At 67.1% G+C, this 21,567-nt stretch carries 19 protein-coding genes and 2 riboswitches; of the genes, 9 read left to right on the top strand and 10 right to left on the bottom strand.

Annotated elements, in window-relative coordinates:
- Positions 1–36: 36 nt before the first annotated feature.
- The 4 genes from cobG to JN280_RS36620 form a co-directional block, all read right to left on the bottom strand.
- Positions 37–1,581 carry a precorrin-3B synthase gene (gene cobG / locus JN280_RS36635; RefSeq protein WP_202309069.1) on the bottom strand — a complete coding sequence of 515 codons (1,545 nt, stop codon included), beginning with the start codon at positions 1,579–1,581 and terminating at the stop codon, positions 37–39.
- The gene (locus tag JN280_RS36630) at positions 1,578–5,141 is read right to left on the bottom strand and encodes a cobaltochelatase subunit CobN (RefSeq protein ID WP_202309068.1); all 3,564 of its coding nucleotides are present in this window, start codon (positions 5,139–5,141) and stop codon (positions 1,578–1,580) included. The genes cobG and JN280_RS36630 overlap by 4 nt, the downstream gene beginning before the upstream one ends.
- Positions 5,142–5,357: 216 nt before the next feature.
- Positions 5,358–6,395, bottom strand: coding sequence for a cobalamin biosynthesis protein CobW (gene cobW / locus JN280_RS36625; RefSeq protein ID WP_202309067.1), 1,038 nt, complete (start codon positions 6,393–6,395; stop codon positions 5,358–5,360).
- Positions 6,392–6,811 (bottom strand): DUF1636 family protein, encoded by a 420-nt coding sequence (locus tag JN280_RS36620; RefSeq protein WP_202315269.1) that lies wholly within the window; start codon positions 6,809–6,811, stop codon positions 6,392–6,394. The genes cobW and JN280_RS36620 overlap by 4 nt, the downstream gene beginning before the upstream one ends.
- A gap of 53 nt (positions 6,812–6,864) precedes the next feature.
- Positions 6,865–7,071: riboswitch (cobalamin riboswitch) on the bottom strand.
- 59 nt (positions 7,072–7,130) lie between these two features.
- A riboswitch (cobalamin riboswitch) is annotated at positions 7,131–7,321 on the top strand.
- A gap of 36 nt (positions 7,322–7,357) precedes the next feature.
- On the opposite strand from JN280_RS36620, the gene JN280_RS36615 reads away from it, so the two are divergent.
- The 4 genes from JN280_RS36615 to cobO are packed head-to-tail and all read left to right on the top strand — an operon-like array spanning position 7,358 to position 9,441.
- A complete protein-coding gene (locus JN280_RS36615) occupies positions 7,358–7,537 on the top strand; it encodes a CbtB domain-containing protein (RefSeq protein ID WP_202309066.1) in 180 nt (59 codons plus the stop codon).
- A 12-nt stretch (positions 7,538–7,549) separates the two neighbouring features.
- Complete coding sequence (locus JN280_RS36610; RefSeq protein ID WP_202309065.1) at positions 7,550–8,314, top strand: CbtA family protein; 765 nt, start codon at positions 7,550–7,552, stop codon at positions 8,312–8,314.
- Positions 8,307–8,825: a bifunctional adenosylcobinamide kinase/adenosylcobinamide-phosphate guanylyltransferase gene (cobU, locus tag JN280_RS36605; RefSeq protein WP_202309064.1), complete on the top strand. Its 519-nt coding sequence runs from the start codon at positions 8,307–8,309 to the stop codon at positions 8,823–8,825. The genes JN280_RS36610 and cobU overlap by 8 nt, the downstream gene beginning before the upstream one ends.
- 1 nt (position 8,826) lies before the next feature.
- Positions 8,827–9,441, top strand: a complete 615-nt coding sequence (cobO, locus tag JN280_RS36600) for a cob(I)yrinic acid a,c-diamide adenosyltransferase (protein WP_202309063.1) — start codon at positions 8,827–8,829, stop codon at positions 9,439–9,441.
- Between the two features lie 294 nt (positions 9,442–9,735).
- Here cobO and JN280_RS36595 read toward each other — a convergent pair whose 3' ends face one another.
- Together JN280_RS36595 and cbiB are read right to left on the bottom strand one after the other, a co-directional pair.
- Positions 9,736–10,686: an IS110 family transposase gene (locus tag JN280_RS36595; RefSeq protein WP_202304435.1), complete on the bottom strand. Its 951-nt coding sequence runs from the start codon at positions 10,684–10,686 to the stop codon at positions 9,736–9,738.
- Positions 10,687–10,914: 228 nt separating this feature from the next.
- Positions 10,915–11,889 carry an adenosylcobinamide-phosphate synthase CbiB gene (cbiB, locus tag JN280_RS36590; RefSeq protein ID WP_202309062.1) on the bottom strand — a complete coding sequence of 325 codons (975 nt, stop codon included), beginning with the start codon at positions 11,887–11,889 and terminating at the stop codon, positions 10,915–10,917.
- Between cbiB and cobD the strand changes: the two genes are divergently transcribed.
- Positions 11,888–12,928 carry a threonine-phosphate decarboxylase CobD gene (gene cobD / locus JN280_RS36585; protein ID WP_202309061.1) on the top strand — a complete coding sequence of 347 codons (1,041 nt, stop codon included), beginning with the start codon at positions 11,888–11,890 and terminating at the stop codon, positions 12,926–12,928. The genes cbiB and cobD overlap by 2 nt on opposite strands.
- A gap of 673 nt (positions 12,929–13,601) precedes the next feature.
- Here the strand turns inward: cobD and JN280_RS36580 are convergent.
- The 3 genes from JN280_RS36580 to JN280_RS36570 are packed head-to-tail and all read right to left on the bottom strand — an operon-like array spanning position 13,602 to position 16,630.
- Positions 13,602–14,747, bottom strand: a complete 1,146-nt coding sequence (locus JN280_RS36580; RefSeq protein WP_202309060.1) for a glycosyltransferase family 4 protein — start codon at positions 14,745–14,747, stop codon at positions 13,602–13,604.
- Positions 14,748–14,778: 31 nt separating this feature from the next.
- Positions 14,779–15,612: an amidohydrolase family protein gene (locus JN280_RS36575; RefSeq protein ID WP_202309059.1), complete on the bottom strand. Its 834-nt coding sequence runs from the start codon at positions 15,610–15,612 to the stop codon at positions 14,779–14,781.
- 22 nt (positions 15,613–15,634) lie between these two features.
- Positions 15,635–16,630: an aldo/keto reductase gene (locus JN280_RS36570; RefSeq protein WP_202309058.1), complete on the bottom strand. Its 996-nt coding sequence runs from the start codon at positions 16,628–16,630 to the stop codon at positions 15,635–15,637.
- Between the two features lie 337 nt (positions 16,631–16,967).
- On the opposite strand from JN280_RS36570, the gene JN280_RS36565 reads away from it, so the two are divergent.
- Positions 16,968–17,927 carry a sugar-binding transcriptional regulator gene (locus JN280_RS36565; RefSeq protein ID WP_202309057.1) on the top strand — a complete coding sequence of 320 codons (960 nt, stop codon included), beginning with the start codon at positions 16,968–16,970 and terminating at the stop codon, positions 17,925–17,927.
- 5 nt (positions 17,928–17,932) lie between these two features.
- On the opposite strand, the gene JN280_RS36560 is transcribed toward JN280_RS36565, so the two are convergent.
- Entirely contained in the window at positions 17,933–18,115 is a 183-nt protein-coding gene (locus JN280_RS36560; protein ID WP_202309056.1) for a hypothetical protein, read from the bottom strand.
- Between the two features lie 108 nt (positions 18,116–18,223).
- On the opposite strand from JN280_RS36560, the gene JN280_RS36555 reads away from it, so the two are divergent.
- The 3 genes from JN280_RS36555 to JN280_RS36545 all read left to right on the top strand — a co-directional run bounded on the left by JN280_RS36555 (position 18,224) and on the right by JN280_RS36545 (position 21,556).
- Entirely contained in the window at positions 18,224–19,120 is an 897-nt protein-coding gene (locus tag JN280_RS36555; RefSeq protein WP_202309055.1) for a LysR substrate-binding domain-containing protein, read from the top strand.
- Positions 19,121–19,259: 139 nt separating this feature from the next.
- Positions 19,260–20,570: an ABC transporter substrate-binding protein gene (locus JN280_RS36550; RefSeq protein ID WP_202309054.1), complete on the top strand. Its 1,311-nt coding sequence runs from the start codon at positions 19,260–19,262 to the stop codon at positions 20,568–20,570.
- Between the two features lie 113 nt (positions 20,571–20,683).
- Positions 20,684–21,556: a carbohydrate ABC transporter permease gene (locus JN280_RS36545; RefSeq protein ID WP_202309053.1), complete on the top strand. Its 873-nt coding sequence runs from the start codon at positions 20,684–20,686 to the stop codon at positions 21,554–21,556.
- Positions 21,557–21,567 lie beyond the last annotated feature (11 nt).

Here is a 21,567-nt window from a genome sequence, read left to right as displayed (position 1 = left end):
CTTCCCGATTGTGGTGGCGCAGCAGCCGACCGGCGGTCAGGGCCGGGTAGCGGCTCCTTTGCCGTTTTTCTTCTCGTTCCGATAGAGCCTTGCCGCGCGTCCGAATGCGGCGGCTGCGTCGCCAATGGCGACGCTTGCGATAGGCTGGCCTTCCCGGCCGTCGCCGTGATGGATTTCGCAAGCGTCGGAGGTGCCGATCAGGGTGAAAGCGGCACGCGCCGGCTTGGCGCATTGCTTGGCGCAGCCCGAGACGTGGACGACGCCGTCGAGGCCGGACGGCAGCAGCGCGGCGATCTCAGCGGCAATGGCGCGCGCCCGCAGATGGCCTGACGCGCAGGCCGGCGCGCCTGCACAGGCGACGACGCTGCGCCTTGGGTCGGCGGCGTCGGTCAGGAAGCCGAGCGCGGCCGCTGCCTCTCGCAGCGTCTCGGCCGCTTCCGCAGTAGGGCACAGCGCAAGGAGGCTCCGCCCTTGCGCCATGAGGATTTCGTCGGCACCGGCACGCATTGCGGCATCGGCAAAAGAGACGATCTGCGCAGCGGTCGCCTGACCGAAAGGCAAGCCGATGCCGAGCGCCGTGCGCCCGTCTGAAAGGGAGAGGGTGGTGATTGGGGAGGCAGGTCCGACGAAATGTGCTCCGCCTATGCGCGTCTCACCCCCCTCTGTCCTGCCGGACATCTCCCCCTCAAGGGGGGAGATTGGCTGGCCGCAGCCGCTCATCCTATCCTGCAGCGGTGGCGATTGCGCAGGACGACCGTGAAGGCCGATCTCCCCCCTTGAGGGGGAGATGTCCGGCAGGACAGAGGGGGGTGGGGGCGCAGCCTGCGACGATTGATTGTCGCTGCGTGTGGCTCGATCCGGTTGCGGCAAATACCGCAACGCAGCCTCCAACTCGCCGTCCGTCAGCTCTTTCGCACGCCCCGTCTTTCCTTTCGAAGCGATCGCTTCGAGGAGCGCCATCACCACCGAACCCGCCGCTTCAATCTCGACAAATCCCAACCCCCGCGCCGTCTCGCGCGTGCCGCCGATCGCCACATGCCAGACAACGGCACCGCCGCGCCGGCCCGCCTCCAGCCGCACATCCGCCAGCACCTCGTCAAGCGGCAGCCGCCCGCCGCCGTCCACGACCACCGAGACCTTCGGCCCGAGGCGGGCCGACAGGCCGCCGGCGGCGATTGCATGGCGAATGCGTTCGGCAAGCGGCGAGGGATCGGCGATCTCGTCCGGATCGAGCCCGGCAAGGGGTCCCGTTTCCAAGGGCACGCCCGTGCGCACATTCATGTCGAGCCCGTCGATCGCCTCGGCCAGCCGCGGTGCCGTGAACTGAGTCAGACCGCGTATCTGAAGGCTGCCGCGCGCCGTCACCTCGATCTGCCCGTTGCCGAAGCGCGCTGCCGCTTCAGCGATCGCGGCCAGCGTCGACGGCGCTATGCCGCCCGATACGGGGTTCAGCCGCGCAAGCAGCCCGTCTCCCGTCTCCATCGGTTCGGCGAGCGTCGGGCAGGCGCCCCTCACAAGGTGCCGCGCGTTCTCTTGGACGCGCAAGACACGCTCTGTCGCTTTGGTGGGCGCCGCGCTCATGCCGCGATTTCCTGCGCGCGGGCCTCTTCGATCAACGCTGCGAGGTCGTCGTCGATGGAATTGCGCAGCGGATGCCAGAGGCCGCGCCGCCGCGCCGCCGCGAAACGTTCGGCGATAGCACGGGCCGCCGCCGGGTTCTCCCGCAGCAGGAAGGTCCGCACCTTCTCGTCGCCGAGATAGGCGTCGTGCACGGCTTCGATCAGTGCGCCCGGAATGGCTGCGGTCGTCTCGGCAAAGCCGATCAGCCGGTCGACCGTCTCGGCGAATTCGGAGGCGCCGCGCGGTCCGTGCCGAAGCTGGCCGTCGATGAAGCGCGGGTTGATCGCACGGGCGCGCACCACGCGCGTTACCGCCTCGGCGACCGAGCGTGCCCGCGGCCGGACCGGGTCGGTCGTGTCCAGCGTGATGACGTCGGCATTGCTGCCGAGTGCCGCCAGTGCGGCGGCAAAGCCGCCGATGAAGGCGACGTCTGCCGAGCCTTCCAATATGTCGCGGCCGGGGTCGTCACCGGTGTGGATCAGCAGCTCTGCTTCCGCGACCCGGGCGGCAAAGGCGCCCGGCAAGGCGCGGCCTTGGCCCTCGGCACCGCCGAAGGCATGCGAGGTCGCTTCGAGATAGGCACGGCCGATCTCATCGCGCGTCTGCCATCGCCCGGAGGCGAGGAGCTCCTCGACGCCGGCGCCGTAGCTGCCCGGCGAGGAGCCGAAGATGCGGGCGGGCGCGGATCGCGCCTTGCGGGCTGCCTCGGCGAGTGGATTGTCGCCGGCCGCTTCGTCGCGTGCGGCGACGGCGAGGGTCGCCGCATCCATCAGGGCGATCTGCGTCGGAAACATGTCGCGGAAGAGCCCCGATATCCGCCAGGTGACGTCGACGCGCGGACGGCCGAGCACCGCCGGCGGCAGCACCTCGATGGCGGTGATACGGCCCGTCGCGGGGTCCCATTGCGGGCGGCAGCCCATCAGCGCCAGCCCCTGCGCGATCTCCTCGCCGCCGGTGCGCAGGCTGGCGCTGCCCCAGAGATCGATGACCAGCGCGCGCGGCCAGTCGCCATGATCCTGCAGGTGTCGCCGCAGCACCTCTTCAGCCGCGGCCTTTCCGAGGTCATAGGCTGTCGGCGTCGGCATGGTGCGCGGATCGCTGGCGAAGAGGTTGCGTCCTGTCGGCAGCACGTCGGTCCGCCCGCGCGCCGGCGCGCCGGATGGGCCCGCCGAGATATGGCGGCCGTCGAGGGCGGCGACGAGAGCCAGCCGCTCGGCCTCGGCACTTTCCCGTCGTTGCGGGTCCGCCTCGTTTTCCGGGGACCTGCCATAGACATGCAGGCCTTCCTTGATCGAAAGGTCCTTGAGATCGCACAGCCAGGCATCGATGCGCATCAGCGCGGCGTCCGGATCGTCGGCGTCGTTGACTCCGGCTTCGCGGGCGAGGCCGGACTGCGTTGCCGTCTCGACGATGAGCTTTGCCAACCGGTCGCGGCGGCGGCGGTCGAGCCCGTCGGCTTGCGCATATTCGTCGACGAGGCGTTCCAATCTCTGCTGGTTTTCGTCGAGCCCGGCACCGACGAGCGGCGGCGGCAGGTGGCCGATCGTGACCGCCGCGATGCGGCGCTTGGCTTGGGCCGCCTCGCCCGGATTGCTGACGATGAATGGGTAGATCACCGGCAGCGGGCCGGTGACGATTTCGGGAAAGCAGTCGCGTGACAGCGCCACGGTCTTGCCCGGCAGCCATTCCAGCGTGCCATGGGCACCGACATGGACGAGTGCGTGACAGCCGAGGTTCTCCCGCAGCCAGAAGCCGAAGGCCAGAAGCGCGTGGGTCGGCGGCAAGGACGGGTCGTGATAGTCTGCCCGGCGATCCTCCGATCGTCCGCGGTCCGGCGCCAGCGCGACGGTGACGTTGCCGAACCGCGCGGCGCGGAAGGTGAAGTGAGCTGGGGAGTACCCCTCATCCGACCTCGCTTCGCGAGGCCACCTTCTCCCACAAGGGGAGAAGGAAGGAGCCTGGCTTGGCCGGCTCTGCAAATCACCAGCGTTGAAGATTGGCTGAGACCTCGCGGCGGGTCTTCCCTTCTCCCCTTGTGGGAGAAGGTGGCCGCGCGAAGCGCGGTCGGATGAGGGGTGCCGACCGGACTCAGTTTTTTCCGACAAAAGGCCAATTTCGTCTATCCGCCCCCAGGCCTCCTCGATCTTGCCCCGCGCCTGCTCGGACAGGCCGCCAAACCGCCGCCGATAGTCCGAAATCGAAATCCCTTCGCCTTCTCGCTCGAGCAACTTCAGCAGATCGCGCGGCGTCTCCGGAATGTTCTCGACCTCATAACCCTCGGCCCTGAGGTCGTGCAGCATGGCGAGCACGCTCTGGGGCACGTCGAGGCCTACCGCATAGCCGGTCCGGCCTCCCGCCGCCGGATAATCCGGGATGAGGATCGCGATCCGCCTCTCGCCCCGCGGCGTCTCGCGCAGGCGCACGAGGTTCGCCACACGCTCGGCGAACTGTTCGATACGATCGGCTTCGGGCCGGTTCACCTGGCCCTGGAAGGCGAGCGCGTCGTCGGAGGCGGTGTCGGCCTTGAAGGCTATGGCGCCGGCCAGGATACGTCCGTCAAGCTCCGGCAACACCACATGCATGGCGAGGTCGGCCGGCGCCAATCCGCGCTGGCCGCTCTCCCAGGCGTCGCGCCGTGTCGTCGCGACCACCGCCTGCAGGACCGGCAAGCCGATCCGGTCGAACAGCGTCTCGCCGCCCTCTGTGCCGCTGGCGAAGGCCGTGGTCGTTATGATCAAGGATGGCTGGACGTCCCGCACTGCCTTCTCGACGAAGGCGATCACCGCGGGGTCCTTCAGGCTCGACACGAAGATCGGCAGCGGAAAGATGCCGCGCGAAACCAGTGCCGCGCAGAGCGCGTCGACCGGCGCGACATCGGCGGCGAGCAGCATGGAGCGGTAGAACAGGATGGGCGCGACTGGCGCCCCCTGCGGCCTCGCAGCATTCAACATTTCGAGCGACACCACGCCGCGCTGCGGATCGTAGAAGCCCACCTTGGCAAGCGGCTCCGCCGGCTCTGATTCGACGTCGCTGCCGGCGTGGCGGGCGAGGCGGCGCAGAAGGCCGCGCATGTTCTGCGGCCCGCCTTCGCGGAAATAGGCGAGGAGTCCGTCGAGTTCGGCCGTCGGCAAAGTGGACAGCCCCGCCAGCGTCTCATCCGTTTCGCGGCATTCGCCGGGCAGGAGCACGAGCCGGATGCCATGCTCGCGCGCCACGGCGGCGAGCCGGTCGCAGCCATATCGCCACCAGTCATAGCCGCCGAGCAGCCGCACCAGGATCACCTTGGCGTGGCGTGCGACGCCGTCGATCCAAAGATCCACCGACATCGGGTGCCTGAGATCGCGCAGCCGGGCAAGCCGCATGGAGGGCAGGGCGGTCTCTTCCGCCTTCCATGCGGTCGCGAGGGCCGCGAGGTCGCTGTCGGTGAAGGACAATGCGACCATCTCCGCCGGCGTCTGCCTGAGATCGACGGGCTCGATCAGGTCATCGAGCGATGCGGTGGTGGTCGCGAGGATATGCATCAGGGATGGGCCTGTGTTCCCCTCCCCCTTGAGGGAAGGGTGGCCGCGCAGCGGCCGGGTGGGGTCAGTCCGGCAGCGCGCGAGGTCAATCTTTGCTGTTGTGAAAGCACGACGTCGCGCACGGCCGCAACAACCCCCTCTGGCTGCTGCGCAGCCATCTCCCCCTCAAGGGGGGAGAGAGGCTCGCGAAGCGGAGGTTTCATCAAAAGCTCGTCCTCACCCCGCAAGAATACCCTCGATCGCCGGGCGGTCGAGCCCTTTCAGCCCGATCACCACCAGCCGGCTCCGGCGTTCCTCGGACGGCGCCCAGGGGCGGTCGTAATAATGCGAGACGCGCGGGCCGACGGCCTGCACCAGGAGCCGCATCGGCTTGCCGGCGACGTCGACGAAACCCTTCACTCGCAACACGTTTTCCGCCTCGGAGACCGCGGTAACGCGCCTGGCGAGTGCTTCCGGGTCGGCGATGACAGGCAGGTCGACGATGAAGCTGTCGAAGTCGTCATGGTCGTGATCGAGTTCGTCGTCGTGATGCGTCCTGCGATTCTCGATGTCGTCCTCCACCGCGAGGCCGAGGCCAAGCAGGATCGAGGGATCGACCTTGCCGTTCGTCGACGGCACGATCTTCACCGCCCGCGACAGATGCCCTTCGACCAGGGCGCTGGCGCGCGCGGCGGCGTCGCGGTCGAGCAGGTCGCTCTTCGACAGGATCACGAGGTCGGCGCAGGCGACCTGGTCCTCGAACACCTCTTCGACGGGATCGTCATGGTCGAGCGTACTGTCGGCCTGCCGCTGCTCTTGCAGCGCATCCATGTCGGCGGCCACGCGGCCTTCCGCGAGCGCCGGCCCGTCGACGACGGCCACCACGCCGTCGACTGTCACGCGCCCCTTGATGGCCGGCCACTGGAAGGCCTGGACGAGCGGCTTCGGCAGCGCCAGCCCTGACGTCTCGATGAGGATGTGGTCGACCTTCGGCGAGCGCGAGAGGATCTGGTCGAGCGCCGGCACGAAATCGTCGGCCACGGTGCAGCAGATGCAGCCATTGGCGAGTTCGACGACGTTCTCCTCCTGGCAGCTCTCGATCCCGCAACCCTTGAGGATCTCGCCGTCGATGCCGACGTCGCCGAATTCGTTGACGATGATGGCGAGCCGCTTGCCGTTGGCGTTTTCGAGCATATGGCGGATAAGCGTCGTCTTGCCGGCGCCGAGGAAGCCGGTGACGACAGTGCAGGGGACCCGATCGGCGGAAGCGGTCATGTCTTGTCCTTGAACAATGCGAGAGGCGGTATACGGGCGACGAGCCCGCGCTTGAGGGAATCGGGCCGGCCGCGCCAGGGCAGCAGCCCGTCGGTGGAGGTGTGGAAGAGCTGCGCGCCCGCGACCAGGTCGCCGGCCGCCTCCGGCCTCAGGTCGCCGAACACATAGCTCCAGGCGCCCGGCTTGGTCAGGGCGGCGCTCAGCCGCCGCTTGCAGTTGCCGAGGCACTCGACCTCTTCGACACGGACGTCGGAAGCGGAGTTCTGCGCTCGCGTCGCACTTGCGAGCACCTCGCCCGGCCGGGGTCGCGCGTCGGTACCGGTCGCGTCGCGGCACGAACTGCAGACGATGATGGTGACGATGTCCTGAGGCGCCGCCGAGGCCGATGCCTCGACGCACGGATCACCGGCGGCAATCGCTTCGTCGAATTCCAAACCGTGCTCCTTGCCCGGGACACCCGCCAGGCTTGCAGGATTGATCCTTGACGGCAGGTCTCCTGGCTCGCGGCTCGGCGCTCCGTTCCGCCTTCCCGGGGTCGCGCCCCAGTGGCATCGGGCAAGGAGCTCGCCGCTCACAGTTGCGGGGACAGCTGCGGATTCCGGACCAACGGCCCGTCGCCGCATTCCCTCTTAGCTCCTCTCATTGCTCAGAGGAGACCGTCGAGCGCATTTAGGCTGCGTCGCATCCGGCTGTCAACGCGTCGGAAATAAGGTTTGCCGGGCCTCCGTTTTGGGTTATGAGTCCAGTGTCGACGGTTCCCGCAAGGGAACAAGAGGGAATGCGGTACGGAATTTTTCCAAGGCCGCGGCTGCCCCCGCAACTGTATGCGGCAAGCTCTTGCCCGATGCCACTGGGATTCGTCCCGGGAAGGCGGACCGGAGCGCAGAGCCGCAAGCCAGGAGACCTGCCGGCGACGCGCATTTGGTTCGATGCCCTCGGGTGGAGGGCGAAAGGATTTTGGAATGAACACGGCTTCCACGACACTTGGCGCCTCCGCTTCCACGCAGTCGCGCCTCATGCAGCTGGCGCTGGCCGGCCTTCTTGGCATCTTCGTCATCGGCTTTCTCGGCTTTTCTCCCATGGAGGCCGTCCACAATGCCGCGCACGACTATCGCCATTCGATGGCGTTTCCCTGCCACTAAAGGCGTCCCGTCATGACCGTTTTGCGCAACGTCGTGTTCATCGCGGCGTTGGCCGGGCTCGTTGCGGGCGTCGTGCTCGCGGCGTTGCAGGCCTACGCCACCGTGCCGCTGATCCTGAAGGCGGAGACTTTCGAGAATGCCGAGCCCGCGCATGATCATGGCGCGGCGGCTCCGGCCGATGCCGGCGCGGCCGCCCAGGCGCCGGCTGAGGCCGCCCCGCATGTGCATGAACATGGCGAGGACGCCTGGGCGCCGGCCGACGGCTTCGAGCGCTTTGCCTATACCACCGTCGCCAACGTCGTGAGCGGCATCGGCTTCGCTCTGATCCTTTTGGCGGCTTCCGAACTCGCCGGCGGTATCGCGGGTTGGCGCCAGGGGCTCATCTGGGGCTTCGCCGGCTTTGCCGTCTTCACGCTCGCGCCAGGTCTCGGGCTGCCTCCGGAGTTGCCCGCCATGCCGGCCGCCGACCTGTTCGATCGTCAGGTCTGGTGGATCGGAACGGTCGCCGCGACGGCAGCCGGGCTGGCCATGATCGCGTTCCGGCGCTCTGCGGTCCTCGCGCTGGTCGGCGTCGCCCTGATCGTGGCGCCGCACGTCATCGGTGCGCCGCAGCCGACAAGCCACGAAACGCCTGTTCCGACCGACCTGCACCACGAATTCGTCGTGGCGACCACCATCACCAATCTCCTGTTCTGGCTGGTGCTGGGTGCAGTGGCGGGCGCGGTCCGGTCGCGCTTCATGGGCGGCGAGGCCGGGCTGCGCGGCAGCTTTGCCTGAGTTGCGCGGCAGCCTGACCTTTGTCCTGGGCGGCGCGCGCTCCGGCAAGAGCACGCATGCCGAGGCTCTCCTCTCGGCGCTGCCGTCGCCCTGGATCTATATCGCAACCGCCCAGCCTTTCGACGACGAGATGGTGGAGCGCATCGCGCTCCACCGGCAACGACGCGATGATCGCTGGTCGACGGTCGACGCGCCGCTCGATCTGGTCGGCGCCATCGCGGCGGTGCCCGACGGACGGCCGGTGCTGATCGACTGCCTGACCTTGTGGCTGAGCAATCATCTGCTGGCCGGCCACGATGTTGACGCCGAATCCCGCAGGCTCGCCGACATGCTCTCCGCGCCGCGTGGTCCCTGGTTCGCCGTGTCGAACGAGGTCGGGCTCGGGATCGTCCCGGACAATCCGCTCGGCCGCCGGTTCCGGGATGCCCAGGGCCGGCTCAACCAGATGGTCGCATCGGGGGCCGACAGCGTGTTGTTCATGGTGGCCGGCCTGCCCATGCGGGTGAAATGAGATGAAGACGATCGACGAGAAGAGCGCAGAGCGCCATCGCGCGAAAATGGTCAAGCGCAAGGCTGTCCAGGATGCCGAGGTCGCCGGCAAGACGATCGAGAAGGGGCTGCTGATCGTCAATACCGGTCCGGGCAAGGGCAAGTCGACCGCCGCCTTCGGCCTGGCCCTGCGCATGCTGGGCTATGGCCGCCGCGTCGGCGTGGTCCAGTTCGTCAAGGGTGCCTGGCATACGGGCGAGAAGGACGCCTTCGCCGCTTTCGGCGACCGCGTCGTCTGGTACACGATGGGCGAGGGTTTCACCTGGGAGACGCAGGACCTGAAGCGCGACGTGGCGGCAGCCGAGCGCGCCTGGCAGAAGGCGCTTGAGCTCATCGCCGATCCCTCGATCAGCCTGGTGATCCTCGACGAGTTGAACATCGCGCTTCGCTACGACTATCTGGACCTCGCGGCGGTTGTCGCGGCGCTCAAAGGGAGGCGGGAGGGCCTCCATGTCATCGTCACCGGCAGGAACGCCAAGCCGGAACTGGTCGAAGCCGCCGACCTCGTCACGGAGATGGGCCAAGTGAAGCACCATTTCGCTGCCGGAGTGAAGGCCCAGCAGGGTATCGAGTTCTGAAGCGGGAGAGTCCGCGACCATCGGCATGTTTCCTTCGCCGAATGCCCCCTCTGGCCTGCCGGCCATCTCCCGCCTCAAGGGCTAGGATATGCGCACGCTACGGAAGTACCCCTCATCCGACCGCGCTCCGCGCGGCCACCTTCTCCCACAGGGGGAGAAGGCCGGAGCCTGGCTTGGTCGGCTCAGCAAATCGCCGACATCGACGACTGGCGGAAGCGCGGCAGCAGCGCGTTCCCTTCTCCCCTTGTGGGAGAAGGTGGCCTCGCGAAGCGAGGTCGGATGAGCAACCATGATTCAGGCGCTGGCATTTTGAGGGTTCCACGGCGTTCCTCTGGCGAGGACAGCGTTGGCCATGTGGACCAGCTTTCTGGCGCAAGCGACGATCGCCTGTTTGTAGGTCTTGCCCGCGTCGACCAGGCGTTTCCTGAAGGCCACGAGGATCGGGTTCCAGTGGTTGGCGGCCGAGAAGGCCGCCATGTAGACGGCCTTGCGCAGCCGCCGGCGTCCACCCGCGATGCGGCGCTGTCCGGCATGGGTTCCACTGTCGTGGTCGAAGGGGGCCACGCCGACGAGCGCCGCCGCCTCGGCTCGGCTCAAGCGGCCGAGTTCAGGCATGCGCACGACGAAGACCAGGGCGGTGATCTCGCCCAGGCCGGGGATGCTCAGCAGCAGGGCGAACCGCTTGGCCAGATCGGCATGGGCCTTCACCTTTGCAATGAGCTTGGCGAGCTCCTTGGACTTGCGCTTGCTCAACCGCCGGATCTCGGCCTCGAGGTAGCGCCGATGCGCCGGATCGCTGAAGCGGTCACGCCGGGTCTCGTGCCGGGCAATGTCGTCGGTGAGGGCGTCGATCAGCGTCATGTGCTCCTGAAAGGCCGCCAGCCGCGGATCGGCCGCCGCGCCGCCGCTGCCCAGCGCCGCCGTGGCGGCGAGGATCAGATGGGCATCGATCGCATCATTCTTGGCACGGCGACCGCGAAAGATGCGATAGCCGTGGACCTGACGCGGATCGAAGACCTTGACCGCGAAGCCCACCACTTCGAGCGCCGCTCTGACGGCGGCTTCGTAGTTGCCGCTCGCCTCCATGCCGACCCGTTCGACCCCGGCCGCCGTCAGCCGCGCCGCCAGCCGGCGGTGGCCGGCGGCGTCGTTGGTCTCCACAAAACGCTGCCCGTCGAAAACGGCAACGTCGAGCTTGGCCTTGGAGACATCCACACCGGCGCATTTCATGCTAGTATCGTTCATCTTCGTCGACCCAACCTTGCGTTAATGCGAACCAGGGTGTTCAAGCAACCATCCGGGTCCGATGAAGAAAGTCGACTGCGATCACGCTCATCCTCAGCCAGCAACGGCTCAGGGGTTTCCGATCCGACAATCGACCGGCTCTGCAGGGGTGGCCACCCCTGCAGAGCCAACTCCTCATCCATAGCAGGATTTCCTCATACAAGGGGTACTTCGGACGCTGCGACCCGCCTACGCCACTGTGTACCAAATCACCGCGACCGCGCCCATCAGCCCGATCAGCAATCCATCCGCCCACCAGTAGAGCTGCAGCGCGCGCCTGATATCAGCCGATGTCGCCTCGCAGCGCCCGCCCGCGCCCATGGTGGCGTCGTCGACCAGCACGCCGCCATAGTGCCGCGGGCCGGCAAGCGCGAGACCGAGCGCGCCGGCCATCGCCGCCTCCGGCCAGCCGGCATTCGGCGAGCGGTGCTTTCCGGCATCCTCGCGGACGGCGCGCCATGCGGCCTCCGGCGACGCGCCGGGCACGAACCGGGCGGCGGCCACGATGAGCAGCGCCGACAGGCGCGACGCCGGCAGGTTGATCAGGTCGTCGAAGCGCGCCGAGGCCCAGCCGAAGGCGTCGTGACGAGGCGAGCGGTGGCCGATCATGCTGTCCGCCGTATTGACCGCCTTGTAGACGGCGGCACCCGGCAGACCGCCGACGGCCAGCCAGAAGGCCGGAGCGACGATGCCGTCGGAGAAATTCTCGGACAGGCTCTCGATTGCCGCGCGCGCCACGCCGGCCTCGTCAAGGCGTTCGGGGTCGCGGCCGACGATGCGCGCCACGGCCCGCCGTCCGCCGGCGATCCCCTCCAGTTCGAGCGCCCGCGCCACCGCGGTCACATGCTCGCCGAGGCTGCGCTGGGCGATCAGGCTGCTCGCCAGCAGCGCCACGATCACCAAGCCGACGAGCGGCATAGCCAGCAGCAGCGCCTCGACGACCCATGCGACCGCGCCGGTCGAGACGATGATGGCGACAAGAGCCGCCACGCCCGCGGCACGGCGCGTCGGAGCCGGGTCATCCGCGCGGTTGAGCGACCTGTCCAGCAGCGAGATGAGGCTCCCGATCCACATCACCGGATGGCCGATCGCCTTGAGCACACGGTCGGGATAGCCGGTGGCGCGCTCGATCATCAGCGACAGGAATGCGATAAGGACTGACATGGCGCGTTCGGAACTCTTTGCCGCTTCGGTGGTCGATCACGGCGGAAGTCTTGTCCGCGCCCGCGCATTGTTTCCGCAAGCGCGCGAGCCTTGGATCGACCTCTCGACGGGGATCAACCCGCACTCCTATCCATTTTTCGACGTGCCCGCCACCGCCTTCACGCGGCTTCCAGAGGCATCACGTGCTGCGGAACTCGCGGCGGTCGCGGCGCGGGCCTACGGTGTGCCGGCGGGCGCGAACGTCGTCCCCGCTCCGGGGACCCAGATACTGCTGCCCCGCGTGGCCGCGCTGGTTCCGGCCGGCCGCGCGCGCGTCCTGTCGCCCACCTACGCCGAGCATTGCCGGGCTGCAGCACTCGCCGGCCATGATGTGAGCGAAGTGACGGATTTCGACGATCTCTTCGAAGCCGACCTCGCCGTCCTGGTCAACCCAAACAATCCCGACGGACGCGTCGTCGATCGCGCCCGCCTGCTGGCGCTTGCCGAGGCGATGCGACGCAAAGGCGGACTGCTGGTGGTCGACGAGGCCTTCATGGATGTCGGGCCGACTGCGGAAAGCGTGGCCGGCGATGTCGAGCAGGGCGGTCCCGTCGTGCTGCGTTCCTTCGGCAAGTTTTTCGGACTGGCGGGGCTGCGGCTCGGCTTCGCCGTCGCCGCCGAAGCCGTGGCCCGGCAGCTCGCAGCAGCACTGGGGCCCTGGGCAGTGGCCGGCCCGGCGCTCGAATACGGGATCGCCGCACTGGCCGATACGGACTGGCAGAACGACATGCGCGCGCGTCTTGAACGCGAGGCGACCGCGCTGGACGGCGTCTTGGCACGTCATGGCCTGCCGGTCTCGGGCGGTACGAGCCTCTTCCGTTTCCTGCGCACGACGGCTGCTGCAGAGATCTTCGATCTTTTCGGCAGGCACGGGATTCTCATCCGCAACTTCGCCGAACGCCCTCATGAATTGCGCATAGGCCTGCCTGGGAGTGTGCAGGAGACGAACCGGATAGAGCAGGCATTGCGCACTTGGAGTGGTATAGAACCTCACTCTTGACCGTCGCGCCGCACTATCATCTTGATATCGGCACCTTCTCCAGTGCGTCCTTCGAGGCTCGCCCTCGCCAGGGACGCACTTTCTACGGCGACGCCCTGCGGGCTCGCACCTCAGGATAAGGGCCGTGGGTGCCGGTATCTTCGCGGAGGTTCGGTACTTCTCGACCGCCCGGCCTCGGCGCCACCGGTCCTCATCCTGAGGCGTGAGCCCGCAGAAGGCTGGATTGTCGGCGCCCCACCTTCGCGGGCGAGCCTCGAAGGACGCACTTTTCACGGCAACCGCTTGCGGGCTTGTACGTCAGGATAAGGGCCGTGGGTGCCGGTATCTTCGCGGAGGTTCGGTACTTCTCGACCGCCCGGCCTCGGCGCCACCGGTCCTCGTCCTGAGGCGTGAGCCCGCAGAAGGCTGGATTGTCGGCGCCCCACCTTCGCGGGCGAGCCTCGAAGGACGCACTTTTCACGGCGACCGCTTGCAGGCTCGCACTTCAGGATAAGTGCCGTGGGTGCCGGTATCTTCGCCTGGCCTCGGCGCCACCGGTCCTCATCCTGAGGCGTGAGCCCGCAGAAGGCTGGATTGTCGGCGCCCCACCTTCGCGGGCGAGCCTCGAAGGACGCACCCGACAACGTGGCGACAGGCGGACTAGGGTGGCACCGACCGCCGAAGGCTACCGCAACTACTCGCCCAGAACGGTGTCGATGATGAGCGCGTCGGCGCGTTTCGCATCGAAGCGGGCTTCCGCGATGCGCCGGCTGGCCTGCCCCATGGGAGGGATCAGATCCGGCCTCTCGACGAAGCGCAGCATGGCTGCCGCCAGCGCCTCGGTGTCCCGTGCGGGAACGAGGAAGCCGTTCTCACCGTCCTGCACCGTCTCGCGGCAGCCGGGCACGTCGGTGGTGATGACGGGTCTGGCCATCGCCATCGCCTCCTGTGTGCTGCGGGGCACGCCTTCACGATAGGAAGGCAGCACATAGACGCTGGCCTGAGCGAGCCAGGGCTCGACCGGGACATGGCCAGGCCATTCGAGGATGCCTTGCTGGACCCAGGCCTCGGCCTCGGCGCGGGGGATGACGCCGGGGTTGGAATCGAGCCCGCCGAGCAGGATGAAACGCGTGCGTGGATGTCTCGCCTTCACCATGCGCGCGGCGCCCGCATATTCGACCACCCCTTTCTCCCGCAGCAGCCTGGCCGTCATGACGAAAGTCACGGGATCGAGCACCGGCGGCGCCGGCAGCCAGCGGTCGAGATCGACGCCGATGGCGCCGAGCTTGACCGCCTTGTCCGCTTCCACCAGGCCGGCGCGCTTGAATTCGGCGATGTCGTCGTCGTTGAGGAAAAGGACCTTGCGGGCGCGGGCGAGCGCGAACCGATAGAGCCTCTTGACCAGGCCCCGCAGGGCGCGGCGGGCGAGGCCTTGCTGCTCGTCCGCGCCGATGAAGACATAACCGAGGCCCTCGATCATGGCGAAGCGCCGAGGCACACCGGCGAGCCAGGCGGCGATCGTCCCGAAGGTCACGGGCTTGATGAAATAGCCGAGCGAGACATCGACACGCAGCCGGCGCAACAGCAGCGCGAGGCGCAAGGTATCGAGGAGGTCGCGCACGGGATTGAGGCCGGTGCGTGAGCCAGGATAGTCGATCGGCTTCGCGCCGAGCGCAGCGACCGCCGAGCGGGTCGTGTCGTCATAGTCCGGCGCGAGCGCGAAGACCTCGATGCCCCGCGCCACGAGCGACGAGATCAGCGTCCCCCGGAAATTGGCGAGGGAGAAGGCCTGGCTCGATATGAGGGCGAGCCGCTGCGGCGGCGTCGGAGGCGTTGACATTCAGGACGTCTCGCAGGGCCTGGAGCGCATTTCAAATCCGGTAGAAGCGGGCCGCCGTTCCACCGAATATGGCGGCGCGTCCGGCTTCGGAGAGGCCGGACGTCAGCTCATGCGCTGCGCTCCACCACGCTTCATAGCCGGCGGTGAGATCGAGCACCGGCCAGTCGCTGCCGAACATCAGGCGCTCGGCGCCGAACACCTTGACCAGATGGTCGGCATAGGGCTTCAGCATCGCTACCGACCATTCCGCTCCGGCTTCCGTGATCAGACCGGAGAGTTTGCACGACACGTTGGGGCGTCTGGCGAGCGCGGCAATGTCGCTCGCCCAGGGCTCGATGATGCCGTCTGCGATGAAGGGTTTGGCGCCGTGGTCGACGACGATGGCGAGATCGGGCAGGCGATCGGCGAGTGCCGCGGCGACCGGCAAATGGCGCGGCTGCAGGAGCGCGTCGAAGGATAGTCCGAGCGCCGGCATCCGCTCCAGCGCGGCGATACAGGCGGGAGCAAGAATGTCGAACGTGTCTTCGATATCCTGCAGCATGGGCCTGATGCCGCGGAATTTCGGATGCCGGGCGAGGCGCTCCAGCGTGGCGACCGCGTCTGCCGCATGCAGGTCGACCCAGCCGACCACCGCGGCGATCGTGTTGTCCTCGTCGGCGAGGCCGAGCATGAATTCAGTCTCCGCCACCGTCGGAGCCGCCTGCACGACGACGGTGCGCGTCACGCCGGCGGCATCGAGGTGCGGCTTCATGTCGGCGGGAAAATAGTCGCGGCGGATCGGCTCGACCTGCGGTCCCATCCAGCCATAGTCGCCGCGTGCGATCTGCCAGTAATGCTGGTGCGCATCGATCAGTGTCGTCGGCATGTCTTTCCTCCCCTCGGTCGCGTCAGAGTTCCTGCACGACCGTGTGTTCTCGATATTTGTCGAATTCGCCATCCGGGATTTCCGCGGAAAAGAGGTCGATGTTGCGCGAAAGGCTCGCCGGCTTTGCCGTGCCGATCAGCACGGTGGCGACGGCCGGCTCATGCAGTGGAAACTGAAGGGCGGCGGCAGCAAGCGGATAGCCGCCTGTCCGCGCGATCTCCTCCATCGCGCCCACGCGCGACAGGATGTCCCCCGACGCCGGTCCATAGTCGAAATTCGCGCCGGGCACCGGGCCCGTGGCGAGGATGCCTGAGTTGAACACGCCGCCGATCACCAGCGAGGTGTTGCGGCTTCTGCACAGCGGCAGCAGTTCGGCTTCGGCGGAGCGGTCGAGCAACGAATAGCGGCCGGCAAGCAGGATGCAGTCGAGCGGCGCGCGGGACAGGACGTCCAGGCAGATCCGCACCTCGTTGACGCCGAGCCCGTAGGCCAAGATGGCGCCGGACGATTTGAGTTCCTCCAACGCCCTGAGCCCGGTGTCCATGAAGTGCCGCAGATGCACGCGTGCGGCCTCGGCGCCGTGGGTGTAGGTACCGATGTCGTGGACATAGAGTATGTCGATATGGTTCAGCCCGAGCCGGGCATGACTGAACTCGAACGACCGCATGATGCCGTCATAGGAATAATCATAGTCGACGGCGAAGGGCAGGGGGTCGACATAGCCATGGTCCGGCACCTGGCCGTCGGGCACCGGCCGCAGCAGCCGGCCGACCTTGGTCGAGAGCACATAGGAGCCGTGCGGCTTGTCGCGCAGGAAGTCGCCCGTCCGGCGCTCCGACAGGCCGAAGCCGTAGAAGGGCGCGGTGTCGAAATAGCGCAGCCCGGCATCCCATGCGCGCTCCAGCGTTTCCATCGCCGCCTCGCGCGGGCAGGCGCGGTAGAGGCCGCCGATCGCCGTTCCGCCGAAGCCGATCTCGGTGACCTCGAGTGCCGTATCGCCGACGCGGCGCGTCCTCATGTGCTTCCTCCTCCGGAGCGTGGCGTGTCCTTCAGGCTGCGGCAGCCCGCCGGTGTTTTCCTGAACCATTCGTGCGGTCTCGGCAAGGTGCTCCTGCCACGGCCTGCCGGATGATGCCGACCCGGCCGTTCTGCCGGATGTCGGACGGGCGCATTCGATCGAAACGCGACATGAGCAAATGTCAACACACGAAGCAATTGCTCTTTCCGGAGAACCTTGCGAGAATGGGATTGGGCACCGGCTCGCGTGCGCGGCGCTGCATCTGGCGGTCGTTGCGCGGTGCTGCCGGACCGTGCTTTACAACGACACGGAGGCGTTTGGGGTGAGGCAGTCGGGCATGAACACCAGGCAGGAGGCGGGCAGGCCGCGGCTCGACGATGCGGCCCGGGCCGGCTGGCTCTATTATGTCGCCGGCAACACCCAGGACCAGATCGCCGCCAAGCTGGGGGTCTCGCGCCAGAGCGCGCAGCGTCTCGTCTCGCTCGCCGTATCGGAGGGGCTGGTCAAGGTTCGCCTCGACCACCCGATCGCCAATTGCCTCGACCTTGCGGCCAGGCTGACATCGCGTTTTGCGCTCGATCTCGCCGAAGTGGTGCCGAGCGACCCTGAGTCGGAATCGATGACGCTGGGCATCGCCGAAGCCACCGCGGCGGAGATCGAGCGTCGTCTGCGCGCGGCCGAGCCTCTTGTTCTGGCGCTAGGCACCGGGCGCACGCTGAAAGCGGCGGTCGAGCAGCTTTCGCCGATCGACTGCTCCCAGCACAAGGTGGTGTCGCTCACCGGCAATATCTCGCCGGACGGGTCGGCCGCCTATTACAACGTCATCTTTTCCATGGCGGACAAGACCAAGGCGCGCAGCTTCCCGATGCCGCTTCCCGTCATCGTCACCTCCGCGGCCGAGCGGGAAATGCTGCACGCCCAGGCGATGATCCGGCCGACGATGGAACTTGCAGCGCGGGCTGATATCACTTTCGTGGGCATAGGCGATCTCGGCCCGCGCGCGCCCCTCTATGAGGACGGATTCATATCCGAAGCCGAGTTGAAGGCGCTGCAGAAGGCCGGCGCGGTCGGCGAAATCGTCGGCTGGGCTTTCGACCGCGAGGGCCGGCTGATCGACGGCCTCACCAACGATCGCGTGGCGTCCGCGCCGCTCCCCTCGCGCGAGCGCTCGCTGGTCATCGCCGCAGCGATGGGCGAGCGCAAGCTTCCGGGCATTCTGGCGGCGCTGACCCGCCGCCTCGTCAACGGGCTGATCACCGACGAACGCACCGCGACGGCGCTGCTCGCGGCGGGTTAAAGACATCATTGCCCTTTCACATTCGGGCCGTTGCCGTCGAGAAAGCCCATGTCGCGCTTGAGGTGATCCGGCAGCGAGCGCGGATCGAGCAGCGCGCGGCGGGGGCGGAGGAATCTCGCGGCGAGCCGCCCGAGCCAGCCTGTTTCATGATGCGCGCAAGCTCTTGCCCTGCTGATCCTGGTCGGCATGACGGGTTCTCCGTCTGTCATTCGATTGTTGCGATGGGCGGAATCTGGGTCGAAAAACCCTTGTTTTCCAATCGAATCTATGACCCAGTGCATAAGGAGATTTTATGCATGGCTCTTCCGTTGCCGCCCCTCGCCGCGATTCGCGCCTTTGAGGCCGCCGCTCGGCACGGCAGCTTCACCAAGGCCGCCGATGAGCTCGGCATGACCCAGGCGGCGATCAGCTATCAGATCAAGCTCCTGGAGGATCGCGTCGGCGCGCCGCTGTTCCTGCGCCGGCCGCGACAGGTGATGCTGACGGAGACGGGGCGGCGGCTCGCGCCTGCCGTGAGCGAGGCCTTCGAGCTCTTGAGCGCCGCCTACCAGGCGGCCAGGCACGGCGCACAGGGCACCCTCGTCATCAATGCCGTGCAGACCTTCGCGGCGCAGTGGCTGGCCCAGCATATCGGGGCTTTCCAGATGGCGCATCCCGCACTGGCGGTGCGCCTCGAGGTTTCCAGCGGCATGGTCGACTTCAGCCGGGACGATGTCGACGTCGTCATCCGCGCCGGCGGCGGCAAATGGCCGGGCCTCGCGGCGCATCTTCTTCTGCGCGCCGTCTTCACGCCGATGTTGAGCCCGGCGCTTGCCGAGACGATCGGCGGCGTCAGGGAGCCTGCCGATCTGAGGCGGCTGCCGATCATCGATCCCGGCGATCCCTGGTGGCCGAAATGGCTCGACGCTGCCGGCTTGCCGAGCGACTGGCTTTCGCAGAAGCCGCGGACCCAACTCGGCGCCCAGGCCTTCGAGGCCGCCGCCGCCATGGCCGGGCGAGGCGTCGCCATGCTGACGCCCGCCTTCTATCGCGCCGAAGTCGAGAGCGGCCGGCTCGTGCAGCCTTTCGACCTGGTTGGCGACGACGGCCATGGCTATTGGCTCGCTTATCCCGAGGCGAGGCGCAACGCCCCCAAGATCCGCGCCTTCCGCGACTGGATCCTCGCTGCGGTTCCCGCGTCGCTCGACGTCTGATCGTCTCCATGCCTGTCCGCAATGCACCGTCGCGGTCGCGTGGTGCTGCGCTGCAGCAACGAATCCGCCTTGACTTAAATCATCAGGAATGAGTAATTGCCCATGAACAAAGCAATTGCTCAGTCAGGGAGGACGTCGCATGAAACTCTGTTCCCTCATTCTCGGCCTGTGCTCCGCCAGCGCACTCGCCTTCGCCGCGCATGCGGAAACCTTGACCATCGCAACGGTCAACAATGGCGACATGATCCGGATGCAGAAGCTGACGGACGATTTCGCTTCCAAGAACCCGGATATCGAGCTGCAGTGGGTAACGCTGGAGGAGAACGTGCTGCGCGAGCGCGTCACCACCGACATCGCGACCAAGGGCGGCCAGTACGACGTGATGACCATCGGCACCTACGAGGTTCCGATCTGGGCCAAGCAGCAATGGCTGCTGCCGCTCGAAAATCTCGGCGCCGACTACGACGTCAAGGACATCATTCCCGCGATCGCCGGCGGCTTGTCGGCCGACGGGAAGCTCTATGCCGCGCCCTTCTACGGCGAGAGCTCCTTCATCATGTACCGCACCGACCTGTTCGAGAAGGCCGGGCTGGAGATGCCCGAGGCGCCGACCTGGGAGTTCATCGGGGAAGCCGCCCGCAAGATCACCGACCGCTCGGCTGATATCAACGGCATCTGCCTGCGCGGCAAGGCGGGCTGGGGCGAGAACATGGCCTTCCTCACCGCCATGTCGAATTCCTTCGGCGCCCGCTGGTTCGACGAGACCTGGCAGCCGCAGTTCGACCAGCCGGAATGGAAGAACACGCTCGATTTCTATGTGAAGCTGATGAACGACGCCGGCCCGCAAGGGGCATCCTCCAACGGTTTCAACGAAAATCTGGCGCTGTTCCAGCAGGGCAAATGCGGCATGTGGATCGACGCCACCGTGGCGGCATCCTTCGTGTCCAATCCGAAGGATTCGACGGTCGCTGACAAGGTCGGTTACGCGCTGGCGCCCGACAACGGGCTCGGCAAGCGCGGCAACTGGCTCTGGGCCTGGTCGCTCGCCATTCCCGCGGGAACGCAGAAGGCCGCGGCGGCCGAGAAGTTCGTCGCCTGGGCGACCAGCAAGGACTATCTGGCACTGGTCGCCTCCAAGGAAGGCTGGGCCAATGTTCCGCCTGGAACCCGCGTGTCGCTCTACGAGAACCCGGAATATCAGAAGGCAGCGCCATTCGCGAAGATGACGCTGGATTCCATCAACTCCGCCGATCCGACCAAGCCGACCGTGAAGCCGGTGCCCTATGTCGGCGTGCAGTTCGTCGCCATTCCGGAGTTCCAAGGGCTCGGCACAACGGTGGGGCAGCTGTTTTCGGCCGCACTTGCCGGTCAGATGACGGTCGACGACGCGCTGGCCCAGGCCCAGTCGGCTTCCGTTCGCGAGATGACGCGCGCCGGCTACATCAAATAGCCATCCTCCCGGCAACTGGCTGCCCGGTTCTCCCGGTCCGGGCAGCCCCTTTTCAAGGCCCTGTCTTCGAGGCCTGTGATCCGAGGACGTGACGCGAAGGGCTGAGTCGCTCCATGGCAACCCGACAGACACGCACGCTTGCCCGGCTGATGATGGCGCCGTCGGTCATCCTGCTCCTGATCTGGATGATCGTGCCGCTGGCGATGACGCTGTGGTTCTCCTTCCTGAACTACAACCTGCTCAATCCCGCCAATGTCAGCTTCGCAGGCTTCTTCAACTACCAGTACTTCTATACCGACCCTGCCTTCTTCCAGTCGATCTGGAACACGCTGGTCATCGTCGTCGGCGTGCTCCTGATCACGGTGATCGGCGGCATCGCGCTCGCGCTGCTGCTCGACCAGCCGATCCTCGGGCAGGGCATCGTGCGCATCCTGGTCATCTCGCCCTTCTTCGTCATGCCGCCCGTGGCGGCCCTGGTGTGGAAGAACATGATCATGCATCCGGGCTACGGTGTCTTCGCCGACATCGCCAAGTCCCTCGGCCTGCAGCCCGTCGACTGGTTCGCGCAGTACCCTCTGTTCTCCATCATCATGATCGTCGCATGGCAATGGCTGCCCTTCGCGACACTCATCCTGCTGACGTCACTGCAGTCGCTCGACAGCGAGCAGAAGGAGGCGGCCGAGATGGACGGCGCCGGCTTCGTCAGCCGTTTCTGGTATCTGACCCTGCCGCATATGGCGCGCGCCATCACCGTGGTGATCCTGATCCAGACCATCTTCCTGCTGGCCGTCTATGCCGAGATCCTGGTCACCACCAATGGCGGGCCGGGCTATGCGACCACGAACCTGCCGTTCCTGATCTATCGCACCGCGCTGCTCGGCTACGACGTGGGTGGGGCCTCGGCGGGCGGCGTGATCGCCGTGGTGCTGGCCAACATCGTCGCCATCTTCCTGATGCGCGCCGTCGGCAGAAACCTCGATCGATAGGAGGAGAGGCA

This window comes from Mesorhizobium sp. L-8-10, from assembly GCF_016756635.1.
Taxonomy (GTDB): Bacteria; Pseudomonadota; Alphaproteobacteria; order Rhizobiales; family Rhizobiaceae.
The sequence above is the reverse complement of the archived record's forward strand: the minus strand, read 5'-3'. Positions and strand labels throughout refer to the sequence as shown.